This window comes from Bacillus sp. B4EP4a (genome assembly GCF_006680105.1).
Classification (GTDB): Bacteria; Bacillota; Bacilli; order Bacillales; family DSM-1321; genus Peribacillus; species Peribacillus simplex_E.
In genome coordinates this window covers 153620-178148 of the sequence record NZ_VHIK01000029.1, presented here as the reverse complement: position 1 = coordinate 178148, position 24529 = coordinate 153620, and the positions used below count along the sequence as shown (strand labels likewise).

Below are 24529 nucleotides of genomic sequence, written 5' to 3'. Positions count from 1 at the left end.
CACTTATAGAGATTCTTTAATGACCTTCTTGTAATGAAATACGGATAGGATTCCGAAGATCGAATACAATGCCGTGTATAATGCCATAACAATGATCATCGGTGTCCAAACTTCGGTCCCGAATAAGAACCATCCTGATTGGACTGCGAAATAACTATGAAGCAGCCCGATGACTAAAGGAATGCCGAAATTGAAAACTTGTTTTGCTTGGATTCCTCTTAACAAGTCACCTCGCGTGAATCCCAGTTTCCTTAAGATGGTGTAATTGGATTTTTCACCTTCACTTTCATCCATTTGCTTGAAATAGAGGATGCAACCGGATGTGATGAGGAAGGTTAATCCCAAGAAGGCGACGATGAACATGATAAGACCCATATTCTTCTTCTGAGTGTTGAACATTTCAAATTGGGAATCATTCACATGTTCTTCTTTAAAACTCATTTTATTGAATAGATCATTCGCTTTTTCAAGTTCAGCTTCATCCTTCACATCAATGCCGATATTTACAGATGATACTTTTTGGATTTTTGGGTCGACATCCTTTTTCAAACGGTCGAAAATTGTTTGGTCTACAATGGCAACGGGCAATCCGCCATTCGTGAAGTAATAGGACAGGATGCTATCATCATTCAATCCCATGTATGTTTGCGGAATCGCTTCATTTTTGCCTTTCAGTTCAATCTTTCCGGAATCCTTCAAGGACATGACTTTCTCCATCATATTACTGTATCCGCTGAAAAGGGTCTCATCTTCAGCAAGGTTGATTCCTTTAACGGATTCATCACTGATGACGGGAACAGTCATGATGTCAGGATCAAAGTTCACTCCTTCGAGGCTCGTTTCCATTATTTCCTTTACATTGACATCCACTTGAATGACATCTATCACCTTTTCGTCATAATCAATTTTACTGTCGGATAAAGCTTCTTTGAATGTATTCGCATCTCCCCTATCCGTCATCGAAAAATCGGTGGGGATACTACTTTGAGCCATTTTCTCCGCTGAGTAGTAGGAGATATAGCTTAATGATAATAACCCGATCGCCAAAGCGGAAACGGTCGTGATGATCGTCAATAATATCGCATTCGATTTCATCCGGAACATGATAGATGAAAGGGACAATACTTCATTAATGTTCAAATAGCCATTTTTCTTTTTACGGATGATATTAAAGATGAAGCTTACGGATCCTTTATAGAATAGGTAGGTACCGATGATGACGGTTGCCAAAATGAATATCATGGCCATAAAAAGCTCGGTCATCTCTGTAAAAGCTCCATCGAATAATTTGGATGAAACGACATAGCCAGCAATGATCAGGATGATCCCGAATATCCCGAGGATCATTTCGAACATCGAAACCTTTTTCACTTTTCCTTCCGTCATTGAAGTCACTCTAAATAATGATAGAATGGTCTGCCTTTTAATGAAGGCATAATTCATCAACATGATGAAAAGATAGATGGCGCTAAAAACGAGCAAGGTTTGCACTAGCGGCTGAAAAGAAAATTTAAGGGTTGCGATTGCCTGGACACCCATTATTTTAAATAGGATCATGATAATCAATTTTGAAGCGGCAAACCCTACAAAGATTCCCAGGAATACGGAACAGTAATACAGGATCAGGTTTTCCACACTCAGGATCCGGAATATCCTGTTCTTCGTCATGCCTATCAATTGGAATAAGCCAATTTCTTTACTGCGTCTTTTTATGAAAATGCTATTGGCATATAAAAGGAATATGGAAACAATTGCAACAAGCAGGATCGATGCAGCCTTGATGGAGGCGGCCCCTTTCACCGTACCCTCCGCTTCATCCAGCGCTGGGTCATATTGCAAGGTGACAAAAGCAAAGTAAAGGGAAGCGCTGAAGACCAGGGCAAACACATACAGATAATAGTTCTTCAGATTTTTCTTCAAATTTCGCAAGATGAGTTGATTAATGCTCATTTTGAACCCCTCCCAATACACCTTGTGTTTTCATGATGTCCTTGAAGAAGGTTTGTCTGGATTGTTCACCTTTATTCAATTGTGTATATATTTGTCCATCTTTAATGAAAATGACTCGGCTGCAATAACTAGCCGCCACTGGATCATGGGTTACCATGATGATGGTCGCTTTGCGCTTTTGATTCATTTCGCTCAGTTTGTTCAGTAAATCGGAAGCTGATTTGGAATCAAGCGCCCCAGTCGGTTCATCCGCAAATATGATGCTTGGATCATGGATGAAAGCCCGTGCTGCAGACGTACGCTGTTTTTGACCGCCGGAAATTTCATTTGGGTATTTATCCTTCACTTCATATATGCCAAGTTCCTTCGCCACGCTATCAAACTTTTGTGCCGCTTCGTTATTGGGCGTTTTGGTAATGGACAAGGGCAGAAGGATATTTTCTTTGACAGTCAGTGTGTCCAATAAGTTATATTCCTGGAAGATGAAGCCTAGATGGTTCTTACGGAATTCGGCCAACTTCTTTTCTTTCATCCCCGAAATCTCTTTTCCATCGATCGTAATGGTGCCGTTGCTAATTTTATCAATCGAGGAAAGGACATTAAGTAAAGTCGTTTTTCCTGAACCGGATGCACCCATGATACTTACGAATTCACCTTCTTGTATGCTTATATCAAGACCCTTTAATACTTCTTGTTTATTGAATTTATTACCATAGATTTTATGGATTTTTTTCGCTTCTAATATATTCATTTGGATACACTCCTTTTTTTCTATATCCTCATTATAAAAGGCTATGTATTTCTTTTCCTTCGTTTGGACGAACAAAGAATAAAAGCATGTGACACTTTTGTCACATGCTTGTGATATTCACGAAATCATTCCTTTTTGGGAAGGTCAAGGTAAAGGTCGTTCCGGTTCCAAGCTCTGATTTCACGTCAATGGAGATGAATAGGGACTCGGCTGCATTCTTTGTTAAATATAAACCCATGCCTGTTGCCGCAGTGTCACGATGATTTGTCGTGGAAGTGAATCCTTTATCAAATATGCGGGATAAATCCTTTGGGTCGATGCCCCGTCCAGAATCTTTCACTTCAAGAACCATTTGTCCAGCTTGTTCATGGCTATATATCAGGATATCTGAGTTTTCACTGTATTTAATGGAGTTGGTCAAGAGCTGCCTCATGATGAAGGCCAGCCATTTGGCATCAGTAAGCACTTCGGTTACATCCAATTGTATGTCGAAGCCGATCCCTTTTTGAATGCACCATGATTGCAGCGTTTTAATCTCATCAAAGATTATTGTTTCCAAATCGGTTTTCTCTATATACAAATCATTTTCGATGAAAGGCATGCGCCCTTGATGGAGCTGCTGATCAAGAAGTAGGTGAATGCGGAGCCACTCATAAGTCAAATGCGATTTCAGCAATTCATCATCCAAGCGGTCAATCATTAAATGCATCGCCGTCAATGGTGTCTTCACTTCATGAATCCAAGCTAATAATTCATCCTTCTCCTGCTCTAAAGTCATTTGACCAATTGATGCCGATTGCTTCAATATTTCGGTTTGGTTAATGATGCTGTTTTCTATGATTTTTTCGAAAGGACTTTCTGGTTCGGCTATATTCGTAATATCCAGGTTGTCTTCCCGCGCTTCTAAACTTTTATAAAAATATGTTTCTTTTTTATAGCGGAATATCAAAAATATAATGAATATGAGCAATGATAAAAAAACAATATACAGTATGGGCTTTAACGGTATCGCCGTATCAAGATAAGCGACAAAGATAATGAATAGATGAAGAAGTATGTAGAATATGATCCAGCTGAACCTTTCTACGAGAAATTTTCTGATCATGCATTTGCCTCTTCTACGGCGATATAGCCCTGTCCAACCTTCGTTTCGATAAAATGCCCTAAACCCAGTTCATCCAATCTCTTTCGTAAACGGTTCACATTCACTGTAAGGGTGTTATCGCTTATGAAACGTTTGTCATCCCATAAGCTGTTGATCAATTCTTCACGGCTTACGATCTTGTTTTTCTGTTCAATGAGTTTTTTTAAGATGAAAATTTCATTTTTCGTCAATTCGATTGTGCCAGTCTCGGCCGACACCGTGTTCTTCTCGTAATCCACAGTTGCGCCGCACCAGGTTTTCAACTCGACCTTTTCGGTATTGTAATTATAGACACGGCGTAGGGTGGCCTGTATCTTTGCGATGAGTACATCGAAATGAAAAGGTTTCTGGATAAAATCATCAGCTCCAAGCTGCATGGACATCACCATGTCGGTAGGATGATCACGGGAAGATAAAAAGATGATGGGAACATTGGAATGGGACCGGATCATTCTGCACCAATGAAACCCATCAAACTTCGGTAACTGTATATCAATGATGACCAAATCAGGTTTTATTTCCGTGAATTCCTGAACCACTTTACTAAAATCGCCGATTCCGTAAATATCATAAGACCATTGCGCCAATCTATCTTTAATTTCATTGAATAACGTCGTATCATCTTCTATCAATAGTAGTTTAAACAAAAGGGTTCACCGCACTTTCCAGCTTTTTCTTAAAAGTATATAGTAAAAACTCTATAGGTTCTAGAGGTAGGGAGGAACAGGAACTGTAATAGCCTGACGGTTGTGTGTAAACCATTATTATATTAGAATTGACAATAACGAATGGAGGAAGTGAATTTATGTCTGATTTTCCTAATTGCCCTGCATGTGATTCAGAATATACATACGAAGACGGAAGCCTTTTTGTTTGCCCGGAATGCGCCCATGAGTGGGCGGTGGAAGCGGAAACGGAAAATGGTGATCAAAAGAAGATTATCAAGGATGCTAATGGAAATGCCTTGAACGATGGTGATACCGTTACGGTAATCAAGGACCTTAAAGTGAAAGGGAGCTCATCCGTTTTAAAAATGGGCACTAAAGTCAAAAGCATCCGTCTAGTTGATGGAGATCATGATATTGATTGCAAGATTGATGGTTTTGGTGCGATGAAATTAAAATCCCAATTTGTTAAAAAGATATAATAATAAAAAACGGCCTAATCCATTGATTAGGCCGTTCTTTATTACGTTAATGATTCCTTCTTAATAAACTTTGTCACCGTTAAAGATTGAGTTCTTAACGACCACATAGTCCACATTCCGGATGGCTTCCAACTTGGTTCCGCCGGAATATGAAATGGAAGACTGAAGATCTTGTTCCATTTCCTTCAACGTATCTTCCAAAGATCCTTTGTGCTCGACATACATCTTTTTACCTTCAACGTTTTTCTTTTCACCTTTTTGGAATTCAGAAGCTGAACCAAAGTATTCTTTAAAGGCCTTTCCATCTTTCTCGATCGTTTGACCTGGAGATTCTTCATGTCCAGCAAATAGTGAACCGATCATGACCATGGAAGCTCCAAATCTAACTGATTTAGCAATATCACCATTCGTGCGAATGCCGCCGTCAGCTATGATTGGCTTGCTTGCCGCTTTTGCACACCAGCGAAGTGCAGCTAGCTGCCAGCCGCCCGTTCCAAATCCAGTCTTGATTTTAGTGATGCAAACTTTCCCTGGCCCGATGCCAACCTTTGTAGCATCCGCACCGGCATGTTCCAATTCCCGTACCGCTTCAGGAGTTCCCACATTTCCTGCTATGACAAAACTTTCAGGTAAATGTTTTTTAATATGCTGTATCATCTTTATCACGGCATTGGAATGGCCGTGTGCAATATCTATAGTAATGTATTCAGGCACAATGTTGTCAGCCGATAATTGTTCAATGAATCCGTATTCTTCTTCTTTAACGCCGACACTGATGGAAGCGATCAACTCTCGTGAATGCATATCTTTAATGAAAGTCAGTCGTTTTTCTGGCTCAAAACGATGCATTACATAAAAGTAACCGTTTTCAGCTAAGTAAATGGCAATCTTTTCATCAATGATCGTTTGCATATTGGCAGGTACTACAGGTAACTTGAATGTATGTTTACCCAAAGTAACGGATGTATCACACTCAGAACGACTATTTACTACACATTTTGCAGGAATTAATTGAATATCTTCATAATCAAACACATTTTCCATGTTATGCACCTCTATATACGAATATTTTTATATTTATTTATTAAAATTGTTCGCCCAATAGGTAATGTACATCATTTTTGACAGTAAGTCAAAATTTTTAATGGTTTTATTTTGATTTTATTTCAGCTGATGGAAAATCCGTTACAGGGCAGGAAGCTGAAAAAGGCGAACGAACATGATACTATGGAACGTTGATTTCCTCTTCAGGCACTCGCTTTCCGCGGGCGGTCCGCCCTTTCCCGCAGGAGTCTCGAACACCCGCTCCAATCAACTTTGTTTTAACTTTTTAGTTAGAACTCCTTTTGCCTACACACTCGATATTAATGGAGTTTGTCTACAGTTTTTTAGGTTTTTAGAATATGCCCGTTGCTTTCCACTCCTGGCAATCTGCAGGTGAACTCGCTTTCTTTGAGTTTGTCGACCTAATGGGAATGGTTTCAACCCGCACCTTGGTTAAGACTAGGTTATCCTTCATGTTTTTTACAGTAATCCTTAATGGATTGAAGAAATTCCGGCCGAATAACTGGCTAGCCAAGACACCAAAGGCGCTTGCTTTGAGGAGGCTTGGCAGACAGTCGGCGGAAAGGGAGCGGATTTCTGAAATCAACTCGAATGTTTTTAAAAAGAAAAAACTGCAGGCGGGCTCATCCCGAACCTTGGTTAAGACAAGGTTATCCTTCATGTTTTTTTACAGTAATCCTTAATGGATTGAAGAAATTCCAGCCGAATAACTGGCTAGCCAAGACACCAAAGGCGCTTGCTTTGATGAGGCTTGGCAGACAGTCGGCGGAAAGGGAACGGATTTCTGAAATCAACTCGAATGTTTTTATTTGTCTACAGCCTTAAATACTTAAGTATTTTCACCAATCTGTATGACTTTTACACCTTTACGTTTTTTTACATCTTCTTAACGGGACCGACATGGCACTAAGTTAAAATGATAATGGGTAACGAATAAGAATGGGGGGATTGGCATGAAGGTTGAATTACATTGTCATACGAACATTTCAGATGGTTCCAGTTCTTTTGAAGAACTATTGGAGACTGCAAAAAGGGAAAGCATTGGCCATATAGCGATTACGAATCACGATACAACGATGAGATTGCAAGAGATGGTGGAACGGGGAAAGGAAATAGGAATTGAAATCATCCCTGGAATAGAAGTTTCTGGTTATGACTTTGCAAGAGGAAGGCGTGTACATATTTTGGGCTATTTTGTTGAGCCTGGTCATAAGGCGCTTGAGGAGCTATGTAATCCACTGATTCATAAGAGGAATGCAGCTTCTGAAAAAATGGTGGAACGGCTGATTCATGCAGGATATCGAATAACTTGGGATCAGGTTTCTAAATTCAGGGGAGGAACCGGTGTTTATAAACAGCATATTATGCTGGCGCTGCGCGAATCGGGGTATACGGATTCTATCTATGGAGATTTGTATAAGAAGATCTTCAGTCGCGGCCAAAATGGAGAAGAGCCAGGCATTGCCTTCATTCCTATGGAGTATGTGGATGCCATCCTTGCTGTGAAGGCGATTCGTGCTGCCGGAGGCGTTCCGGTCCTTGCTCATCCTGGACAATACGGGAGCTTCGAAATTATTCCCGATCTTGTAGAAGCAGGGCTTGAAGGGATTGAAGTTCTTCATCCTCATCATGGTCATGAAGAAGAGGAAAGAGCGATTTCATATGCAGATCAATATAATCTCATTAAGACAGGAGGTTCGGATTTTCATGGGGATTATGGGGAGAATCCGATTCGGCTTGGCAGCATGAGCCCTGGAAAGGAATGTGTGGATGCTTTGAAATTAAGGAAAAAAAGCATGTCCATTAATGATGTGGTATTGAAAAATATCGATCTATGAAACCAGGAGTTTTGCTGTGAAAGCGACCTGATCATATGCTGGATGTCGTATTGAAAAGATCCATAAAATAAGTATTCCCTTTCGTTCTGGTAATTGACCAGGACTTTTTTTTTACAAGAAAATCATGGTAGCTTCATATTTTCTCATTACACTGACACTAACAAGGAAAAATAGGTATTGGACAGATCTAATATTTAAAGGGGGATTTCTGTTGGCGGAAAAAAACTTTTTAGTGGATCATTTAATATCGGAAATTAAGAGTGGGACCTTTCAATTGGATAAAAAGTTACCTTCAGAGCATATACTCGCTGATCAATTTAATGTTCCAAGAATGGTTGTCAGGAAGGCATACGAGCAGCTTCAAGATTTAGGCTTTATCTATTCAAAGCAAGGTAAGGGAAGTTATGTCCAGGAAAGCAAGAAGCAAATTCCGTTAATTCTATCCGGAGATGTCAGTTTCACCGAGAAAATGAAAGAATTCCAGTTTTCCTTTCAAACGAGTACTATTTTTTGCGAAGAAATTTCTTATGATCAGAAGATTTTTCAAAGCCTCGAGGCGGAAAGGGATGACAAGGTCTTTAAAATTGGCAGGCTTAGGTTAATGGACGATTTCCCGATTGCTCTTCATACATCTTTTGTAGCAAAATCAACATTTCCTGAAATTGAAAAGGACGGTCCTGATATTACCTCTATGTTTCAATATTATAGGCAGCATGGCTTTGTGGAATTCGGATCCAGCAGCAGTACACTGAACGTGATTTTTCCTACTCTTTTCGAACGGGATATTTTGCAGTGTTCAAGTTTAATTCCACTTTTGCAAGTGGAATCGTTATGCCGGGATAAGCGGAGCAATCAAGTACTTGAGCACACGGTCATAATCTATCGAAGCGATTGTTTCACATATGTTATATAAAAACTTCCATTCCAGATATCGCTCGAATTCACAAGTAAATGCTCTGAATTCACGAGTAAAAGTACGAAACTCACGAGTAAATGCTTCGAATTCACGAGTAAAAGTACGAAACTCACGAGTAAAGCTCGAATTCACGAGTAATGGCACGAAATTTTGAATAGTGTATGTCCGGCTTTAACAAATTTCATACAAGATTTACTCTTTCTTAACGTACGTTCACTTGGCAACAAGATACATTGAAGATGTAGCGGGAAACTAAAACATTGGAGGCCAATGGAATGAGAAGAAGGGAAAGAACCGAGATTTTGATTCAAGGCTCTGAGGACATTGCGAAGGAATTTGCCAAGGAAATAGCAATGAAATATAAAGTTACCGTCATTCAAAAGCCAGAGAGTGCCCTTGTGTTGCTAAAGACAAGGGAAACGGCAAAAAAAAGCTTGTTTTATCTTGGGGAAATGCTGGTGACCGAATGCACGGTCCAAATTCAGGATTCAATTGGGATTGGTATCGTTAAGGGACATCGGGAAGAGCTGGCACATCGTTTAGCTATCATTGATGCTGCTTATCAGGCTGATCTTGGCGAAACGAGATCATGGTCACATGTTTTGGAAAATGAGAAGGAGAATATACAGAAAAATCTTCAAGAGCTGAATCGATCAATCTTAAGAACCAAGGTAAACTTTGAAACAATGGATGTTCAATAAGGGGGGAAAGTAATGAATTTGGATGTAGTTCATGATATACAAACTGTTTATAGAAAGCTTGTAACGGCGACTTCAAGACCTGGAACTTTAGTGGTTTTGGAGAGGGAAGCCAAGACTTTGGATGTTCAAATGGAATGCCTATCTTCTACTATCCTGCTTGCACGAACGGTACTTGACCCTGAAGTGACTTTTAAGGTCATTGCAAAGGAGGGGGAGGCGGTGTCAAGAATGATCAATCAGCTTACTTATTCAAAGCCTGTCGATTTGCCGGAAGCGGATTTTATCTTTATTTTACATGATGCCTCCGAGGAGCAAATGAAGGAAGCGATAAATAAAGCAAAGGTAGGAAATCTGTTTAACCCCCATGAATCGGCAATGATCATTCTAGAAGTGCCGGATGTAACGAAAGGGGACTCAATGATTCTTTCTGGACCGGGAATTCAAGAGGAATCATTCATAAGCCTCCCGAATGTCTCCGCCTGGCTTGGTGTAAGGAACGAAAAAAACATAGAATTCCCTTTAGGAATCGATATGTATTTTGTGGATCAACAAGATCGTTTAATAGCTTTACCGAGAACGACTCAAATCAAAGAAAATGGGGGTGAGATTATATGGGATATGTTGCAGTAAAGGGAGGAACAAGGGCGATTGAGGAATCGATCAAACGCTTAAAGTATGAACGGGTCAAAAAAGGGACGGCTATAGAGCTGCATAAGATAGAAGCTGGGATGAGAGGGCTGATTGATCAGGTTATGTCAGAAAGCAGTTTGTATGATCAATCACTGGCTGCACTTGCCATTAAACAGGCTGAAGGCAATCCGGAAGAAGCTGTTTTCCTCTTAAGGGCCTATCGATCCACTTTGCCGCGAAAACATGTTTCACGTGTGATCAGTTCTGAAAATATGAAAGTGGAACGGCGGATTTCAGCTAGTTTTAAGGATGTACCTGGCGGACAGATTTTAGGTGCCACGACCGATTATACACATCGGTTACTAGATTCGGAGCTGGAAAATGAATCGGATATAAGCATTCAAGATTGGTTACGGGCTTTTCAAGAAGAAAATCATTCAACAGAATATCAGAACCATATGGCTGATTTAAACTCTCTGCCTAAAGTTTTGAACTACTTAAGAAGTGAAGGCTTATTAGCAAGCTGTGAAAACAATGATTTGCAGCCTGGGGATGTCACAAGGAAAAGTCTGGAGTTTCCTTCAATGCGGAGTGAACGCCTGCAAATTTTAACAAGAGGCCAAACCGGTGCAGTGACATCACTTGCTTATGCAGTCATTCGTGGATATGGTGCACTGCACCCGACAGTAGGGGAGCTGCGGGTAGGTCAGCTGCCCGTCCATCTCGATCACCCGCTGCTCGAAGGGAAAGAGGAAGATAGCTATTATATTGGGGACTTTACAGCAACGGAGGTAGAGATGCTCATTCCGCTTACGGTAGAGAAGGAACAAGGCAAAAAAGAAATAGAGTTTGAAGTTGGCTATGGCATGTGCATGGGACAAAATGAAACAAAATCAATCGCAATGGGCATCCTGGATAATTGCCTGGAAAAACCCAACAAGGAGTTTCCAAGTCACAACGAGGAATTCGTCCTTTATCATATAGATTCAGTTGAATCAACGGGTTTCATCTCCCATTTGAAGATGCCTCATTATGTTACGTTCCAATCCAAGCTTGATAGCATCCGGAAGTCAAAAGATAAGACCACAGAGCAGGAGGTTGGATCGCATGAATAAAACCTATAATTTTGCATTCTTTGATGAAGGGTCGAAACGGGAGATTAGAAGGGCAACACTGAAGGCGATTGCCATTCCCGGTTATCAAGTCCCATTCGCTTCAAGGGAAATGCCGATTGGGCGTGGTTGGGGCACGGGCGGCCTGCAGTTGACATTGTCATTGATTGGAAAGGATGACGTCCTTAAGGTGATCGACCAAGGTTCGGATGAATCCGTTAATGCCGTTAACATAAAAAAACTCGTATCTGACACCACTGGGGTAAGGACGACGGATAGCACAAAAGATGCCTCTTTAATCCAGTCTAGACACAGGGTGCCGGAAGTGCCGTTGCAACGAGACCAGATTTTAATTCTTCAAGTTCCATTACCGGAACCTTTAAGGAATTTTGAGCCGAGCGAACATGAAACGAAAAAGCTTCATGCTGAGAGAGAGTATAGCGGTGCATGGCTTATGTTATTTGAACAAATCATGAAGTACGGAATAATGGCGACGGATGCAGACCATCCGGTGATGGTCCACGACAGGTATGTCATGGCACCAAGTCCAATACCAAGATTCGATAATGCCAAGCTGGACGAAAGTGAAGCGCTCATTTTGTTAGGTGCAGGCAGGGAGAAAAAGGTATATGCAGTACCTCCTTATACAAATGTATCATCTTTGGCATTTGATGATTACGAATTTGAAATCGAGTCCTTTACAAATCATGCTTGCATTCTCTGCGGGTCCAATGATGTGTTTTTGGATGAACTTGTTGATGAGGAATCAGGGGAAACGTATTTCCTATGCAATGATACAAGCAATTGCCTTGAAATGGTCAATCAAAAACAATCATTGGGAGTGAATTAAATGTCTGTGCTAGAGGTACCCGTATTATCGGTTAAACAAATGAACAAACAGTACGGTAACGGATGTTCAATTTGTAAACATATGAAATTAGGAAAAGTGGCGAAAAACTATTGTCACGAATGCGGGACGGTATATGCCTGTAGAGATGTGACGTTTGATTTGTATCACGGTGAAGTTCTCGGAATTGTAGGGGAAAGCGGCAGCGGTAAATCCACTTTAATGAAAAGTTTATATTTTGACGAAGAAGTAACAGATGGAGAAATGTATGTGGCGGGCTTTGAGGATGGAAAAAAGAATTTATTCATGGAGTCAGCCCAGAAAAAAAGATTCGTTCGAAACCACCTGATGGGGAAGGTTTATCAAAACCCGATTCTAGGGTTGAAAATGGATTTCTCCTCGATAGGCAATATTGCTGAGAAGTTAATTTCAGCTGGGAACAGACATGTTGGCAGCATGGAAACAAGAGGCGCCGAGCTTCTTGAAGCAGTCAATATTCCCATTCATCGAATGAAAGAAGAACCAAGGAATTTCTCAGGCGGAATGCAGCAACGGGTCCAGATAGCAAAAGCATTGTCCAACAATCCCCCCATACTGCTTTTGGATGAGGTCACCACGGGTTTGGATTTATCAGTTCAAGCAAGTGTGTTGGATCTAATTAAAGGTCTCCAAAGAGATTTGAATATCAGCATTGTATTGGTATCCCATGATTTGGGCGTAATCCGAATGCTTGCAGACCGTACGCTCGTCATGCTGGAGGGTAAAGTAATCGAGCAAGGTTTAACAGATCAAATACTCGAAGATCCACAGCATCCTTATACCCAAAAATTAGTACACTCACTGCTGTAAAAGAAACTAAAGGAAAATGGGGGAAGAGACATTGTTGCTGATTAAAAATGGAAAAATAATTACGGAAGACTCGATCCTGATGGACCATGATCTCTTAATTAAGGATGATAGAATTTGCCGGATTGCACCTGTGGGAGAAATCGAAATGAGTCCTGAGATGGAAGTGCTGGACGCTTTGGGTGGATATGTTTCACCTGGTTTCATTGATCTCCATTCGGATTATATTGAACATATGACTGCGCCGCGCCCGACTTCTTTAATGAATTTTCAATTGAGCTTAAGAGAAACGGAAAAGGAACTGATTACGCACGGGATCACAACCATGTTTCATTCTCTGTCGCTCTATAAATCCACTGAATACGCATATAAGCCAATTCGGGAGCCTGAGAATGTAAGGAAGCTCATCGACTTAATTGATCAAACACATACGATGAAGCACCTGGTCCGTCATCGGTTTCATGCCCGGTATGAAATCGATAATTTGGAGGATATTGATAGTTTAAAAGAATATGTTTCCGAAAAGAAAGTGCATCTGGTCTCATTCATGGACCACACTCCAGGACAAGGGCAGTATCGGCATCTAGAGATATATCGAAACACTTTAAGGGGGTATAACAATTATAGTGATGAAGCCATTGATGTGATGATCCGGACTCATCAAGTGAAAGAAAAGCTGACGATTGAAAGAATGAAGGAAATTGCACTTCTAGCAAGGGAAAATAATATTGCCGTTGCCTCACATGATGATGATTCAATAGAGAAGCTTGAATTGGTTCACAGCTTCGGAACAAGTATAAGTGAATTTCCAATCACACTTGAGATTGCCCGTAAGGCCCATGATATGGGGATGTATACCATAGCCGGTGCACCAAATGTGATTTTGGGAGGTTCTCACAGCGGGAACTTAAGTGCCACTGAAGCCATTCAGGATGGAAGCATAGACATATTATGCAGTGATTATTACCCTGCGGCCCTGCTGCATTCAATGTTTGAATTGGTCGAAAACCATGGGATGGATCTTGTCGATATGTTTAAGCTAGTTACGATTAATCCCGCAAAGGCAGTCAAGATGGAGGACGAAATTGGGTCGATTCACGAAGGGAAAAAGGCTGACATACTTATTATTGAAAAAATTTCGGGTGATTTCCCTGTAATAACAACTGTGATTGTAGACGGAAAATTGATTCAAAAAACGAATTACAGGATCTAAATTTTAGAAAGCGGGTGGGAAAGTGGAGAACATATTGGAGATCAATGATTTATCAAAGTCTTTTATTTTACATAATCAACGCAAGAATATCCATGCGGTCAGCAACATTACGATCACAGTGAAAAAAGGCGAATTCATTGGCATAACAGGCAAGAGCGGCAGCGGAAAATCAACGATCCTAAAATCGATTTATGGTACCTATCGGGTTCAAGAAGGAGACATCTGGTATGAATCTTCCCACTATGGTGCGATTAATCTAGCAAAAGCTACAGAAAGGGAAATGATATACCTGCGTAAACATGAGATAGGCTATGTATCCCAATTTTTAAATGTCATGCCAAGAACTACAGCAAGGCAGCTCGTTACCGGTGCCATCCTTGAAATGGGACAAACCAGGGAAATGGCCAATATCGAAACGGAAAAAATCCTCGACCACTTTGAAATAGGAAAAGAGCTATGGGACAGTTACCCTGCTACTTTTTCAGGAGGGGAGAAGCTAAGGTTAAATATAGCAAGAGCAATGGTGAAAAGGCCGCGGCTCCTCCTGCTGGATGAACCGACTGCAAGTTTGGATCACGATTCTAAAGTGAAGGTGAAAACCCTGCTGGAACAGCTAATGAACGAAGGAACGACAATGCTAGGCATTTTTCATGACTTGGAGTTCATGAATCGGTTAGTAAATAAAGAATATAGCATACAGAATGGATGTTTTACTCAAGCTATTCAAAAAATTTAACGACGAATTCACATAAATTTTACTGAATGTTCAGCCTCCTTAACGGCAGGTTAGTATTGTACCGGTATTGTTTTATGGGAAGTGACTGAAATAAGAAAAGATCTTTTAAATAGGAGGGAAGATTTAACGTGAAAAAATCGATGATGTCCATATTGATGTTAGTTATTTTGCTGGTGTTCACAGGCTGTTCTTCCACTAGTTCAACAGGTGCAAATGAAGATGATACATTAACCGTAGCATGGCTGCCAAATGAATCCGGGGAAGATTTAGGGGAAGCCCGCGATGAAATCGGGAAGATCTTGGAGGACGCCACAGGGAAGAAAGTCGAACATAAGACCACTACGGACTATAACATTGCAATCGAGGCAATTGCTAATGGAAACGCGGATTTAGCATTCCTGGGAGCGCAAGGATATATTGAAGCAAACAACAAAAACGATAGTGTTCAGCCTCTAGTTGTTCCAAGCGGTGAATCAGGTACGTTGGATGATGCAGTCTATAATAGCTGGCTGGCCGTTCAAAATGCAGATGACTATAAAATTAACGGCGAATACAAGATAGACGGTATCCAAGGGAAAAAGTTCTCTTTCGTATCAAATAGCTCAACATCTGGCTTCAAAGTCCCTTCCACAGGAATCGTTGATTATTTTTCGCAGCAAGATAAGTTTAAGGAATTAAAGGCTGAGGATTTATTGGAAGGCGGGAAAGATAAATTCTTCAGTGAAGTGCTTTATGGAGGTTCACACCAAGGATCCGCTGTAAATCTTTTAACCGGGAAGGCGGAAGTGGCAGCTTTTTGTGACACATGTGTCAATAATTATGTGGAGCTGGCCGATGGAGAAGAGAATAAAGCAGGTGCCGTGTATAAGGTAAAGAAGGATGCAGCTGAACCCTTCAACACAGTTGTAGATAAGACATTCTCACTCATTTCAGTGACTCCAGTTTTGAATGCACCTTTCGTTGTTAACACCGAATTAGTCAGTGAGGAAACACGTGAAAAAATTCTTGAAACGTTGATGTCTGATGAAATAGCAAATAATGAGAAAGTTTTTGTACCAGAAGACTCTAAGTTATCAGGTCTATTTAAACGGGTGAGCGGAAAAGAAAGATTGGTAGAAGTTGAGGATGACTGGTTCAATCCAATTCGGGAATTATCTAAATAAAGGCAGTAAAATGTAGGAGGATCATACATGAAAACATTATTGGAAGTGAAAAATGTCTCAAAACATTTTGGAAATGGTACAAAGGCGTTATCCAATATTGACTTCACTGTGAAAGAAGGAGAGTTCGTTTCGATCATAGGTCCATCTGGAGCAGGGAAATCAACTCTTCTTCGATGTATCAATAGGATGATCGATGCTTCTAGCGGAGAAATCATTTTTGATAATGATCATGTATACAAGGTGAATAAAAGGGAGTTAAAGAAGGTACGCAGGAAAATAGGGATGGTTTTTCAGCATTACAATCTTGTAAATAGACTAAGTGTGATTGAAAATACCCTGCATGGACGATTAGGCTATAAATCTACACTGGCTGGAATCCTTGGACTTTATAGTGAAGAGGAGAAGCTTCAGGCTGCTAAAGTTCTCCAAATTCTCGGTCTGGAAGATCAAATCTATAAAAGGTCTGATCAGTTGAGCGGAGGCCAGAAACAGCGGGTTGGTATTGCGCGGGCGCTTATCCAAAATCCTAAATTGCTATTGTGCGATGAACCGATTGCCTCCCTTGACCCGAATTCTTCCAAAGTGATCATGGATCATTTAAGGAATATCTGCACTTCCATGGGAATCACGGTAGTAGTCAACCTACATCAAGTCGATGTTGCCCTGAAATATTCGGATCGAATCATCGGTGTGAATAGTGGCAAGGTTGTTTTCAATGGCACAACTCAAAATATAACCTCAAATGATATCCATCAGATTTATGGATCAGATGAAGGGAAGTTGATTTTTGATTTGGGAGGTTCCCATGTCGGCTGATGTTTTTGCAAAAAAGAGAAGAAATTCACTTGTATTGTTTTTGCTTATTGGGGCTGCGACGGCTGTTTCCATTATCATTACAGAATTCAGCATCGCAAAAGGGGTTACCTCCGTTCCTAAGGCTATACAATGGTCGTTATCGAATTTTTATCCAACAAAGGAATCGCTTACCAAACTGCCAGACATTTTGATAAAGCTGAAAGAAACACTATTAATATCCGTTGCTGCAACCACATTCGCGGGAATATTGGCCTTCGTATTTGCAATATTGGGTTCCAATACGACAAGAGTTAATGCATTTTTCGGAGGGTTTAGCCGTGGGATAGCAGTTTTATTTAGGAATATTGATGTCTCAATATGGGCGTTGGTTCTGTTATTTTCATTTGGACAAAGTTCCTTGACCGGTTATTTTGCCTTGTTTTTCGGATCTTTCGGTTTTTTAACAAGAGCTTTCATTGAAACGATCGATGAAGTGAGCAGCAGTTCCGTAGAAGCTTTGCAGACAACCGGCGCAAGTTATCTAACCGTCATTTCGCAGTCTGTTATTCCTTCAACAATTCCGCAAATGATCAGCTGGGTACTTTTTATGATTGAAACGAATATCAGGAATGCAACATTGGTCGGACTGCTTACAGGATCGGGAATTGGTTTTACGTTTAATCTGTATTATAAAAACTTGAGTTATGACATTGCCAGTCTTGTCGTCATTACGATCATCATTTCGATATTAAGTATTGAATTGATCTCAAATTATGTGAGGAGGGTGATTTTATAATGCAGGCAGAGGGTCCAATCAAACCATTTCCTTCTCCTACTGGCCAGGAGCTAGATAAAATGCTACTTGAACGACTATCCAAAAAGCCCTTCTCGAAATCTTCATTCGCGATTAGGTTGAGTATGCTGGTACTTGCAGTTTTGACTATTTATGCATTTGCCAGTTTTGATTATAAGGATGTTAAACTGTGGGACGCGCTATTATTGACCGTCGATAATTTGAAGACCATGTTTTTTGAGCCGCATTTAAAGCACTTTACCTTCACTCAAGCGCTTTATCAGGTGTCGATCACATTAGGTTTAGCTTTCTTAACGACAATATTTGGTGCAATCATTGCCCTGATGTTGGGACTATTAGCGGCTGGAAATATCTCGTCCAAGCCATTATCGATTGTCATAAAGGGATCGGTTGCCCTGATTAGAGCCGTACCTACCGTATTATGGGTCCTCATTTTTGCAGTCGCAGCAGGGTTGGGCAGTGTAGCGGCAGTTATAGGGATGACGTTTCACTCCATAAGTTACCTTGTAAAGGCCTACTCGGAATCCTTCGAGGAAATTGATAAAGGTGCCATAGAAGCCCTGCAAGCAAGCGGAGCGAATTGGTGGCAAATCGTGTTCCAAGTCATCATTCCATCTTCGATCACTTATATCATTTCATGGACTTTCATGCGCTTTGAAATCAATTTTGCAGTGGCGGTCGCAATGGGCGCAGCGGCAGGCGCAGGAGGAATCGGCTTCGATATGTTCATGGCAAGTGGATTTTACTTTGACTTGAGTGAAATTGGAGCAATCACTTATTTTATCCTGATAATTGCAATCTGTCTTGAAATCTTCGCAACACAAATCAAAAGGAAACTTAAAGTATCATCTTGATGCTAGAATTGGGAAATATGGGTTCTGCCCATCTATCAATTTGGTGCAGCCCCCGACAGTCCGTTCGTTTCATAGAATGCATGAAAGAAGACCACAAAATGAAGTGGTCTCTTTGTTTGGAAATCGATTTAAATGTAGTCATTGTCATGAAAGGCTTATATAAGGGCGGACTTTATTTCTTGTATCTGTTTGATATGCCTTTGTTCATGTAACGATAATAATTCAATCCATTGATCCAATGAGAGGTCCCCGAACAGGGGATGCTTGGCTTTCTTTCTATTTAACAAGATATCTGAATCCATATCATAAAGAACCTGTAATAAACGATCCCTTGATTCTGCCAGAAAATCCATAAGGCCCGATAATTGAAATGGGGTTGAAGAGGGTGAAACGATGTCAGGGGATACGAATTTCTTTGTTCTATTAGTAACCAGGTAAATGTTTTTTTGAATGATATTATTAAAGTCCCTTTCCCGAATGCCATTTGCTATAGCTTCTGTAAACACCTGTTCCGTAAGATATAAATGATGGCAAATTTGGGCGATGCTCCATACTTCAGATGCAGGCCTATGGTGGAGTATTGTTTCATCCAACTCCGTAATTTCCTCTATTAACTGGTTTCTTGATTCGAATAGCAAATCATACTCGATATAATTCATGAGAACTCCCCTTTTGTGACACCTCCATTTGAAAGCATCACGAAATTTTTTAAATAGGAAAAAAAGGGATATCGACTGCATGACAAATGCAATAAAACTAAGATGAAACGATGTGGTACTTATAAAAAAACGCATTGATCTCAAAAGAATTATGATTTTTATTCATTGATGGAATATGAATGTCTAATGGGGTGTAACACTATGCATATAAGGAAGGTTCTATTTGGGAAAGATCGTCAAAGATATCTCACATTGTATAAAAAAAGCATGTTTCATGTGTAAGACCTTGCTTCAAAGATTGGCTTTTATGTTGTCTTGAGGAAGTTATGCAGAGCTGAAGTCAGGTCAGTACTTCCAGGGACTACATTTTTTCTGGAGCTTTGATACCCTATCATGCCTATGCAAAAAAGTTAAGTTTATGCCTACGCGCTTCAATACAAGAATGCGACGTCCAGGGCTTCCTCTGATGAACCGGATAATGTATGCTGGCATTCACTAAAAGAAGTTGGACATTGGAATTGATTATATCTGAATTATAGCACAGTTAATATTTTCCTAGAAATGATTATATGCAAAAAGACGGAAGGTTTACACATCGTCTTTTTGCTTTTTATATTGGATAGACTATCAAGAGAAAAGTTGCTAACGCAATGGGGAGCTTATAAACTGAAGATAGACAAAATGAACGAGGATGGTGAATCCCAATGGCTAAAACAATAGTCGAAAAACTGAATTTACATAAATATGAACGGGTTGCAGTCTTGAATCTGCCAGCCGGGGCGGATTATTTAGCGGAGCTGCCGGATTACGATACAAAGCTTAATGAAAGTGCCTATGATCTTATATTTGCTTTTGTATTGGATATGGATTCTTTAAAAGGAATCGTGGATAAGGTGATCGAGAAAAATCACTTGAATAAAAATGGCTATATTCATTTGGCGTATCCCAAGAAGGGGAATAAAGAATATGCTACATATATTCATCGTGATGATCTGATGCAAGGCCTTGGTGCGGATGATGACGGTTATGTTGGCTCGAGTGACCTGAAGTTTGCACGTATGGTTGGGTTGGATGATGTCTTTACGGTAGTTGGACTAAAAGAAGATTCGAAAAATAGAAACCGTCCATCTACTAAAGCAAGCCAATCAGTAGATGATTATATCGAAATGATTTCTGGAATTGAGAAAAATTTGCAGGATTCTCCTGATTTGCTTGCGTTCTATCAATCACTTACCCCAGGGTATCGCAAGGATTGGGCTCGTTACGTGTATAGTGCAAAACAAGAGGCGACCCAAGTGAAACGGCGCCAGGAAATGAAAACGATTTTAGGAGAAGGTTACAAGAGCAGGGATCTATATCGAAGAAATAAATGAGGGTGGGGAATGTCTTCCATTCTCTTTTTTCATGTTCTGTTCATCCTATCAAAAGCATATACTAGACCGAATCAAAACTTAAATCGTAATAATTATGATTTGTGAGGTGGTAGAATATGCTTTTGAAACGATACACGGCAAATTTGCTGTTAGTGATGCTGCTGTTTTCGATGCTGGCATTCTTTTTCCTAGGCGATGTATTCATTCCCAAAGCGATTGATCTCTCGGGCTACCCGATGCTTCACTCTGTGTTCGTCGTGTTTTTGGGATTGTTTTTAGAATCGATTCCTTTTCTGTTCCTGGGGGCCATTGCCTCATCGTTCATCCAGTTGTTCATCAGTGAAGAAATCATTCAGCGGATGATACCAAAAAGACCCCTGACGGCCATTTTTGCTGCGATAGGGGCGGCGCTGATCATTCCGGTTTGCGAATGTGCAATCATCCCGGTCGTCCGGAAATTGATTCAAAAGGGTGTCCCGGTCCATGCAGGTGTTGTCTTGCTCGTAACTGCCCCAATATTGAATGTCATCGTGTTCGGCTCAACTTATTATGCGTTCCAAAATAATCCGGCCATTCTATATGGAAGAATCATTCTTTGTGTCCTGACTGCCATCATCGCAGGTTTATTCATTCATATATTCAGCACGAAAGATGTGGTGAAAGAGGATAAAGTGGAACTGGTTCACGGGGATGAACATGATATTCAGTCCAGTAATAAATGGACAAGCTTCATGGAACATACTTCACAGGAATTTTTTATGGTCGGCAGATACTTTATCATCGGGGCCTTGTTTGCCAGTGTATTTCAAGTGTTTATGGATCGGTCCGTAATGGCGGATATTGGTCAGGCACCAATAAAAGGCACGGCATTGATGATGGGAATTGCATTTGTGCTTTCACTCTGTTCATCAGCTGATGCATTCGTTGCCGCCTCCTTTTCCCATAGTTTTCTGCCAGGATCTTTACTCGGTTTCCTTGTATTCGGTCCCATGCTGGATTTGAAAAATGTCCTTATCATGATGTCCTGTTTTAAACGGAGCTTCGTCGTCACGTATGTCCTGCTTGTTTTCGCAGTCGTATTCAGTCTCTGCCTGATTGCAGGCGGATTGATCAGTAAGGGGGGCTTCTGATGAAACGTTTATTTATTCAAAGACTTGAAGGATTGCTGCTGCTTGGACTGGGCCTCATGATCTTTAAATTGTATGTTTCAGGATATTTAACGAAATTGATTGCACCCAAAATGATTCCATATGCATTGGCGGCGCTTTTTGCCTTTTTAGTGATCAGCCTTCTCAGAATGAAAAAACAAAAGCAAGGTGGACATCATTGTGATTGCGGATCGAATGGAGAGTCTTCCTCGTCGGCACTGGTCCTGAAATATAGTTTGTTCTTCATTCCGATTCTTCTGGGTTTCATCTTGACCGATTTTACATTAAGCGGCGAAGTGCTGGCGAAAAGGGGGCTGGCGAAGCAGCAGACACAGATGGTAAGTTCGTATGATCCAGGGAAACATGCGCATGGGGAGAAAATCTCCGTAACCGATGATAATTATTTTGAAGTACTGGATGATTTACTGAACAACCTCGATACGATCGAGGGGAAGGAAATAGAGATTTCGGGTTTCATATACCGTGAGGATGAATTTACGAAAAAACAAATGGCCATCTCCCGCCTCTCCATGTCCTGCTGTGTGGTCGATGCGACGTTATACGGATATATGGTCAACGGGAACGTGGAAGGAATGAAGACGAATGATTGGTATACGATTACAGGGACATTAAAAAAAGGAAGCTATAAAGGGGAACCCGTACCGGTGATCGATTTAAAAGAGTCGAAGAAAATAAAGGCACCCGAAGAAGCTTATTTATATGAAAATGTACAAATCATTCAGTAGAATTGGAAAACCCGGAAAAAGGATGCTTTTGCCGAGCAGGAAAATCGTGCGCTGCGGTCGAAAAAAACGGAAACGGCGCCATTTGTTCGGAAGCACGTAACATAGTATAATGGCCTTACCATGGATAGGGTGTAAGGGGGAATAATCATGTCTTCAGGTAATCGAAACAATCAAATCGGACCGCCGCGTTTCGCTATTGCCATTCACTCTCTGGTTTGGCTCGCACAAAGCGAAAAGCTCCTGACAAGTTCGGCAATCGCCTTAAAGGTGAAGTCACACGCCACTTTTTTAAGAAGGGTGATGGCCCAGCTTGCAGCTGCGGGGATCGTCGAAACGAAGGAAGGACGGGAAGGCGGATATAGCTTGAAGGTGCCTGCGTCTCAGCTTACTTTGGCGGATGTGTATCAAGCGGTAAGGCCGGAATGCCTTGTTTGTTTGGAAACGAGCGAATGCGGTGAAGTCGGGAAGCAGCTGGATACGGCATTGGAGGAGATCATGAACGAAGCCGAAAAGGAAACATTGCGCCTGCTAAAGGGCTATACATTGGAAGAATTCATGAAAAAAGTCGACTTCACCAATTTTGAAAATGAGTGTCTGGGGTAATATCCTTGCAAGAGGATACCCAGGATTATATAATGTGCTTAATGCGATTGCATTTAAAATGAGGAGGTTTTTACATGAAGGTGGAAATTTGGTCGGATTATCAATGTCCGTTCTGTTATATAGGAAAGCGTCGATTCGAAGAGGCGTTAAAGCAGTTTGAAAATAAAGATCAGGTAGAGGTCTCATTTCGCAGTTTTGAGTTGAATCCAGAGGCTGAGCGGGATATCAATATGACTCAAAATGAAATGCTGGCCAAGAAATACGGCATGTCTCAAGCGCAGGTGGAAGCAAGCAGCCAAAACCTGACTCAACAGGCTAAAGGATTGGGACTCGATTATCATTTGGACAAAGTGGTCTTAACGAATTCATTCGATGCTCACCGCTTGATGCACTTTGCTGAATCAAAAGGTAAAGAGAAAGAAATGAATGAACGCCTATTTAAAGCTTACTTTACGGAAGGCAAACATATTGGCGATCACGCTACATTGGCTAGTTTGGCTGAAGAGGTTGGCCTTGAAAAGTCCGAGACGGAGGCCATGCTGGCAGGAACGGCATTCACTGCAGAGGTTAGGGGAAATGAGCAAGAAGGAAGCCTGCTTGGTATTACTGGTGTGCCATTCTTCGTCATTAACCGCAAGTATGGAATCTCCGGCGCCCAGCCAACAGAAGCATTCTTGGATACGCTTAAAAAAGTATGGGCTGAGGAAAATCCGCTTACAATCGTGAATGATCCAGCAACAGGCGACACCTGTACGGACGGTTCCTGTAACGTGCCGGAAAAATAATGCAGATATGAAGAAGGAGACCCGAAACTGGGTCTCCTTTTTTACTTATAAAGGAAATGTTATGTATGGCAAAGAATATAGTATATAGGATGGCTTTTCGAAAAAGTCCGAAATGAAAGGGAGCTAAAAGGTGTATATAATGATTGGAATACTAGTCTTCGTGATTGCATGTGTAGTAACTGCCAAAATAATTTCCTATAAATATTGGACATGTATTTATACGGCATTCGGGAATGAAAATTATTTTAAGGTAGTTGCGAAATTGGAAAGGGAAGGGATACAATTCAAAACGAAAACGCCTATTAATTCAGGATCCGAAAACTTTCAAAATCGCCATGAAACAATTCAATATGATGTTTTTGTGAAAAAGGAACAGGAGCATATTGCCCAAAGGGCCGTTCACAAAAGTTAATAAAGTGAAAATCTTGAATCTGGCTGTCCTGGTGGCGGCCTTTTTTACTGGCTAGGAAAGGTAAATAGGGAAATGAAGTTTTACGTATGTGATGATATTTCTTATTGAACTAACAATTACTACTCTAACAATCAATCTTTCGTTCCATTCATAACCTGGTTCTTTAAGCGAAATGACCTGGAGTGAACTCCAGGTCAAATATTACTTCCTTGGAAACTCACGAGTATTTGCTCCAAACTCACGAGTATTTGCTCCAAACTCACGAGTATTTGCTCCAAACT

Annotated in this window: 27 protein-coding genes; 20 read left to right on the top strand and 7 right to left on the bottom strand. The window is 40.8% G+C overall.

Annotated features, from left to right (window positions below; genetic code table 11):
* Positions 1-3: 3 nt before the first annotated feature.
* The 4 genes from FNK51_RS15985 to FNK51_RS15970 form a co-directional block, all read right to left on the bottom strand.
* On the bottom strand, positions 4-1950 hold the full coding sequence (locus FNK51_RS15985; protein ID WP_141993971.1) for an FtsX-like permease family protein: 1947 nt from the start codon (positions 1948-1950) through the stop codon (positions 4-6).
* Positions 1940-2701 carry an ABC transporter ATP-binding protein gene (locus FNK51_RS15980; RefSeq protein WP_141993970.1) on the bottom strand — a complete coding sequence of 254 codons (762 nt, stop codon included), beginning with the start codon at positions 2699-2701 and terminating at the stop codon, positions 1940-1942. Before FNK51_RS15980 ends, FNK51_RS15985 begins: the two co-directional genes overlap by 11 nt.
* A 100-nt stretch (positions 2702-2801) precedes the next feature.
* On the bottom strand, positions 2802-3806 hold the full coding sequence (locus tag FNK51_RS15975) for a sensor histidine kinase (RefSeq protein ID WP_098372050.1): 1005 nt from the start codon (positions 3804-3806) through the stop codon (positions 2802-2804).
* On the bottom strand, positions 3803-4492 hold the full coding sequence (locus FNK51_RS15970; RefSeq protein WP_098372051.1) for a response regulator transcription factor: 690 nt from the start codon (positions 4490-4492) through the stop codon (positions 3803-3805). The genes FNK51_RS15975 and FNK51_RS15970 overlap by 4 nt, the downstream gene beginning before the upstream one ends.
* Before the next feature lie 158 nt (positions 4493-4650).
* On the opposite strand from FNK51_RS15970, the gene FNK51_RS15965 reads away from it, so the two are divergent.
* The gene (locus FNK51_RS15965; protein WP_098372052.1) at positions 4651-4992 is read left to right on the top strand and encodes a zinc ribbon domain-containing protein YjdM; all 342 of its coding nucleotides are present in this window, start codon (positions 4651-4653) and stop codon (positions 4990-4992) included.
* Between the two features lie 60 nt (positions 4993-5052).
* Here the strand turns inward: FNK51_RS15965 and guaC are convergent, their stop codons facing one another.
* Together guaC and FNK51_RS15955 are read right to left on the bottom strand one after the other, a co-directional pair.
* Positions 5053-6036 carry a GMP reductase gene (guaC, locus tag FNK51_RS15960; RefSeq protein ID WP_141993969.1) on the bottom strand — a complete coding sequence of 328 codons (984 nt, stop codon included), beginning with the start codon at positions 6034-6036 and terminating at the stop codon, positions 5053-5055.
* A 352-nt stretch (positions 6037-6388) separates the two neighbouring features.
* Entirely contained in the window at positions 6389-6718 is a 330-nt protein-coding gene (locus FNK51_RS15955; protein ID WP_141993968.1) for a hypothetical protein, read from the bottom strand.
* Between the two features lie 292 nt (positions 6719-7010).
* Between FNK51_RS15955 and FNK51_RS15950 the strand changes: the two genes are divergently transcribed.
* The 13 genes from FNK51_RS15950 (at position 7011) to FNK51_RS15890 (ending at position 18522) form a co-directional block, all read left to right on the top strand.
* Positions 7011-7895: a PHP domain-containing protein gene (locus tag FNK51_RS15950; RefSeq protein ID WP_141993967.1), complete on the top strand. Its 885-nt coding sequence runs from the start codon at positions 7011-7013 to the stop codon at positions 7893-7895.
* Positions 7896-8106: 211 nt separating this feature from the next.
* Positions 8107-8808: a GntR family transcriptional regulator gene (locus FNK51_RS15945; RefSeq protein WP_141993966.1), complete on the top strand. Its 702-nt coding sequence runs from the start codon at positions 8107-8109 to the stop codon at positions 8806-8808.
* 278 nt (positions 8809-9086) lie between these two features.
* Positions 9087-9512 carry a phosphonate C-P lyase system protein PhnG gene (gene phnG, locus FNK51_RS15940; RefSeq protein ID WP_141993965.1) on the top strand — a complete coding sequence of 142 codons (426 nt, stop codon included), beginning with the start codon at positions 9087-9089 and terminating at the stop codon, positions 9510-9512.
* A gap of 12 nt (positions 9513-9524) precedes the next feature.
* A complete protein-coding gene (phnH, locus tag FNK51_RS15935) occupies positions 9525-10142 on the top strand; it encodes a phosphonate C-P lyase system protein PhnH (protein WP_141993964.1) in 618 nt (205 codons plus the stop codon).
* A complete protein-coding gene (locus tag FNK51_RS15930; protein WP_141993963.1) occupies positions 10124-11257 on the top strand; it encodes a carbon-phosphorus lyase complex subunit PhnI in 1134 nt (377 codons plus the stop codon). The genes phnH and FNK51_RS15930 overlap by 19 nt, the downstream gene beginning before the upstream one ends.
* Positions 11250-12104, top strand: a complete 855-nt coding sequence (locus FNK51_RS15925; protein ID WP_141993962.1) for an alpha-D-ribose 1-methylphosphonate 5-phosphate C-P-lyase PhnJ — start codon at positions 11250-11252, stop codon at positions 12102-12104. Before FNK51_RS15930 ends, FNK51_RS15925 begins: the two co-directional genes overlap by 8 nt.
* Positions 12105-12950 (top strand): ATP-binding cassette domain-containing protein, encoded by an 846-nt coding sequence (locus tag FNK51_RS15920; RefSeq protein ID WP_141993961.1) that lies wholly within the window; start codon positions 12105-12107, stop codon positions 12948-12950.
* Positions 12951-12981: 31 nt separating this feature from the next.
* Entirely contained in the window at positions 12982-14160 is a 1179-nt protein-coding gene (gene phnM / locus FNK51_RS15915; RefSeq protein ID WP_141993960.1) for a phosphonate metabolism protein PhnM, read from the top strand.
* A 22-nt stretch (positions 14161-14182) separates the two neighbouring features.
* Complete coding sequence (locus FNK51_RS15910) at positions 14183-14896, top strand: phosphonate C-P lyase system protein PhnL (RefSeq protein WP_141993959.1); 714 nt, start codon at positions 14183-14185, stop codon at positions 14894-14896.
* Between the two features lie 128 nt (positions 14897-15024).
* Positions 15025-16059, top strand: coding sequence for a phosphate/phosphite/phosphonate ABC transporter substrate-binding protein (phnD, locus tag FNK51_RS15905; protein WP_141993958.1), 1035 nt, complete (start codon positions 15025-15027; stop codon positions 16057-16059).
* Between the two features lie 27 nt (positions 16060-16086).
* Positions 16087-16875 (top strand): phosphonate ABC transporter ATP-binding protein, encoded by a 789-nt coding sequence (gene phnC / locus FNK51_RS15900; RefSeq protein WP_141993957.1) that lies wholly within the window; start codon positions 16087-16089, stop codon positions 16873-16875.
* On the top strand, positions 16865-17650 hold the full coding sequence (locus FNK51_RS15895) for a PhnE/PtxC family ABC transporter permease (protein WP_141993956.1): 786 nt from the start codon (positions 16865-16867) through the stop codon (positions 17648-17650). The genes phnC and FNK51_RS15895 overlap by 11 nt, the downstream gene beginning before the upstream one ends.
* On the top strand, positions 17650-18522 hold the full coding sequence (locus FNK51_RS15890; RefSeq protein ID WP_220126992.1) for an ABC transporter permease subunit: 873 nt from the start codon (positions 17650-17652) through the stop codon (positions 18520-18522). Before FNK51_RS15895 ends, FNK51_RS15890 begins: the two co-directional genes overlap by 1 nt.
* Before the next feature lie 155 nt (positions 18523-18677).
* Here the strand turns inward: FNK51_RS15890 and FNK51_RS15885 are convergent, their stop codons facing one another.
* Entirely contained in the window at positions 18678-19181 is a 504-nt protein-coding gene (locus FNK51_RS15885) for a DinB family protein (RefSeq protein WP_181762273.1), read from the bottom strand.
* Between the two features lie 704 nt (positions 19182-19885).
* Between FNK51_RS15885 and FNK51_RS15880 the strand changes: the two genes are divergently transcribed.
* The 6 genes from FNK51_RS15880 to FNK51_RS15855 all read left to right on the top strand — a co-directional run bounded on the left by FNK51_RS15880 (position 19886) and on the right by FNK51_RS15855 (position 24248).
* On the top strand, positions 19886-20554 hold the full coding sequence (locus FNK51_RS15880) for a YdeI/OmpD-associated family protein (RefSeq protein ID WP_141993954.1): 669 nt from the start codon (positions 19886-19888) through the stop codon (positions 20552-20554).
* Between the two features lie 116 nt (positions 20555-20670).
* Positions 20671-21684 carry a permease gene (locus tag FNK51_RS15875; RefSeq protein ID WP_098369899.1) on the top strand — a complete coding sequence of 338 codons (1014 nt, stop codon included), beginning with the start codon at positions 20671-20673 and terminating at the stop codon, positions 21682-21684.
* On the top strand, positions 21684-22448 hold the full coding sequence (locus FNK51_RS15870) for a TIGR03943 family putative permease subunit (protein ID WP_141993953.1): 765 nt from the start codon (positions 21684-21686) through the stop codon (positions 22446-22448). The genes FNK51_RS15875 and FNK51_RS15870 overlap by 1 nt, the downstream gene beginning before the upstream one ends.
* 147 nt (positions 22449-22595) lie before the next feature.
* Positions 22596-23051 carry an RrF2 family transcriptional regulator gene (locus tag FNK51_RS15865; RefSeq protein WP_098369901.1) on the top strand — a complete coding sequence of 152 codons (456 nt, stop codon included), beginning with the start codon at positions 22596-22598 and terminating at the stop codon, positions 23049-23051.
* A 74-nt stretch (positions 23052-23125) separates the two neighbouring features.
* Positions 23126-23836, top strand: a complete 711-nt coding sequence (locus tag FNK51_RS15860; RefSeq protein WP_141993952.1) for a DsbA family oxidoreductase — start codon at positions 23126-23128, stop codon at positions 23834-23836.
* A gap of 139 nt (positions 23837-23975) precedes the next feature.
* Positions 23976-24248, top strand: a complete 273-nt coding sequence (locus FNK51_RS15855) for a hypothetical protein (protein ID WP_098369903.1) — start codon at positions 23976-23978, stop codon at positions 24246-24248.
* The last annotated feature ends 281 nt before the right edge of the window (positions 24249-24529 follow it).

Bases quoted from the DNA above. Each gene is read 5' to 3' on its own strand.
- FNK51_RS15985 (WP_141993971.1), bottom strand. From the start codon at position 1,950: ATGAGCATTAATCAACTCATCTTGCGAAATTTGAAGAAAAATCTGAAG.
- FNK51_RS15980 (WP_141993970.1), bottom strand. From the start codon at position 2,701: ATGAATATATTAGAAGCGAAAAAAATCCATAAAATCTATGGTAATAAA.
- FNK51_RS15975 (WP_098372050.1), bottom strand. From the start codon at position 3,806: ATGATCAGAAAATTTCTCGTAGAAAGGTTCAGCTGGATCATATTCTAC.
- FNK51_RS15965 (WP_098372052.1), top strand. From the start codon at position 4,651: ATGTCTGATTTTCCTAATTGCCCTGCATGTGATTCAGAATATACATAC.
- guaC (WP_141993969.1), bottom strand. From the start codon at position 6,036: ATGGAAAATGTGTTTGATTATGAAGATATTCAATTAATTCCTGCAAAA.
- FNK51_RS15955 (WP_141993968.1), bottom strand. From the start codon at position 6,718: ATGAAGGATAACCTTGTCTTAACCAAGGTTCGGGATGAGCCCGCCTGC.
- FNK51_RS15950 (WP_141993967.1), top strand. From the start codon at position 7,011: ATGAAGGTTGAATTACATTGTCATACGAACATTTCAGATGGTTCCAGT.
- phnG (WP_141993965.1), top strand. From the start codon at position 9,087: ATGAGAAGAAGGGAAAGAACCGAGATTTTGATTCAAGGCTCTGAGGAC.
- phnH (WP_141993964.1), top strand. From the start codon at position 9,525: ATGAATTTGGATGTAGTTCATGATATACAAACTGTTTATAGAAAGCTT.
- FNK51_RS15930 (WP_141993963.1), top strand. From the start codon at position 10,124: ATGGGATATGTTGCAGTAAAGGGAGGAACAAGGGCGATTGAGGAATCG.
- FNK51_RS15925 (WP_141993962.1), top strand. From the start codon at position 11,250: ATGAATAAAACCTATAATTTTGCATTCTTTGATGAAGGGTCGAAACGG.
- FNK51_RS15920 (WP_141993961.1), top strand. From the start codon at position 12,105: ATGTCTGTGCTAGAGGTACCCGTATTATCGGTTAAACAAATGAACAAA.
- phnC (WP_141993957.1), top strand. From the start codon at position 16,087: ATGAAAACATTATTGGAAGTGAAAAATGTCTCAAAACATTTTGGAAAT.
- FNK51_RS15895 (WP_141993956.1), top strand. From the start codon at position 16,865: ATGTCGGCTGATGTTTTTGCAAAAAAGAGAAGAAATTCACTTGTATTG.
- FNK51_RS15890 (WP_220126992.1), top strand. From the start codon at position 17,650: ATGCAGGCAGAGGGTCCAATCAAACCATTTCCTTCTCCTACTGGCCAG.
- FNK51_RS15885 (WP_181762273.1), bottom strand. From the start codon at position 19,181: ATGAATTATATCGAGTATGATTTGCTATTCGAATCAAGAAACCAGTTA.
- FNK51_RS15880 (WP_141993954.1), top strand. From the start codon at position 19,886: ATGGCTAAAACAATAGTCGAAAAACTGAATTTACATAAATATGAACGG.
- FNK51_RS15875 (WP_098369899.1), top strand. From the start codon at position 20,671: ATGCTTTTGAAACGATACACGGCAAATTTGCTGTTAGTGATGCTGCTG.
- FNK51_RS15870 (WP_141993953.1), top strand. From the start codon at position 21,684: ATGAAACGTTTATTTATTCAAAGACTTGAAGGATTGCTGCTGCTTGGA.
- FNK51_RS15865 (WP_098369901.1), top strand. From the start codon at position 22,596: ATGTCTTCAGGTAATCGAAACAATCAAATCGGACCGCCGCGTTTCGCT.
- FNK51_RS15860 (WP_141993952.1), top strand. From the start codon at position 23,126: ATGAAGGTGGAAATTTGGTCGGATTATCAATGTCCGTTCTGTTATATA.
- FNK51_RS15855 (WP_098369903.1), top strand. From the start codon at position 23,976: ATGATTGGAATACTAGTCTTCGTGATTGCATGTGTAGTAACTGCCAAA.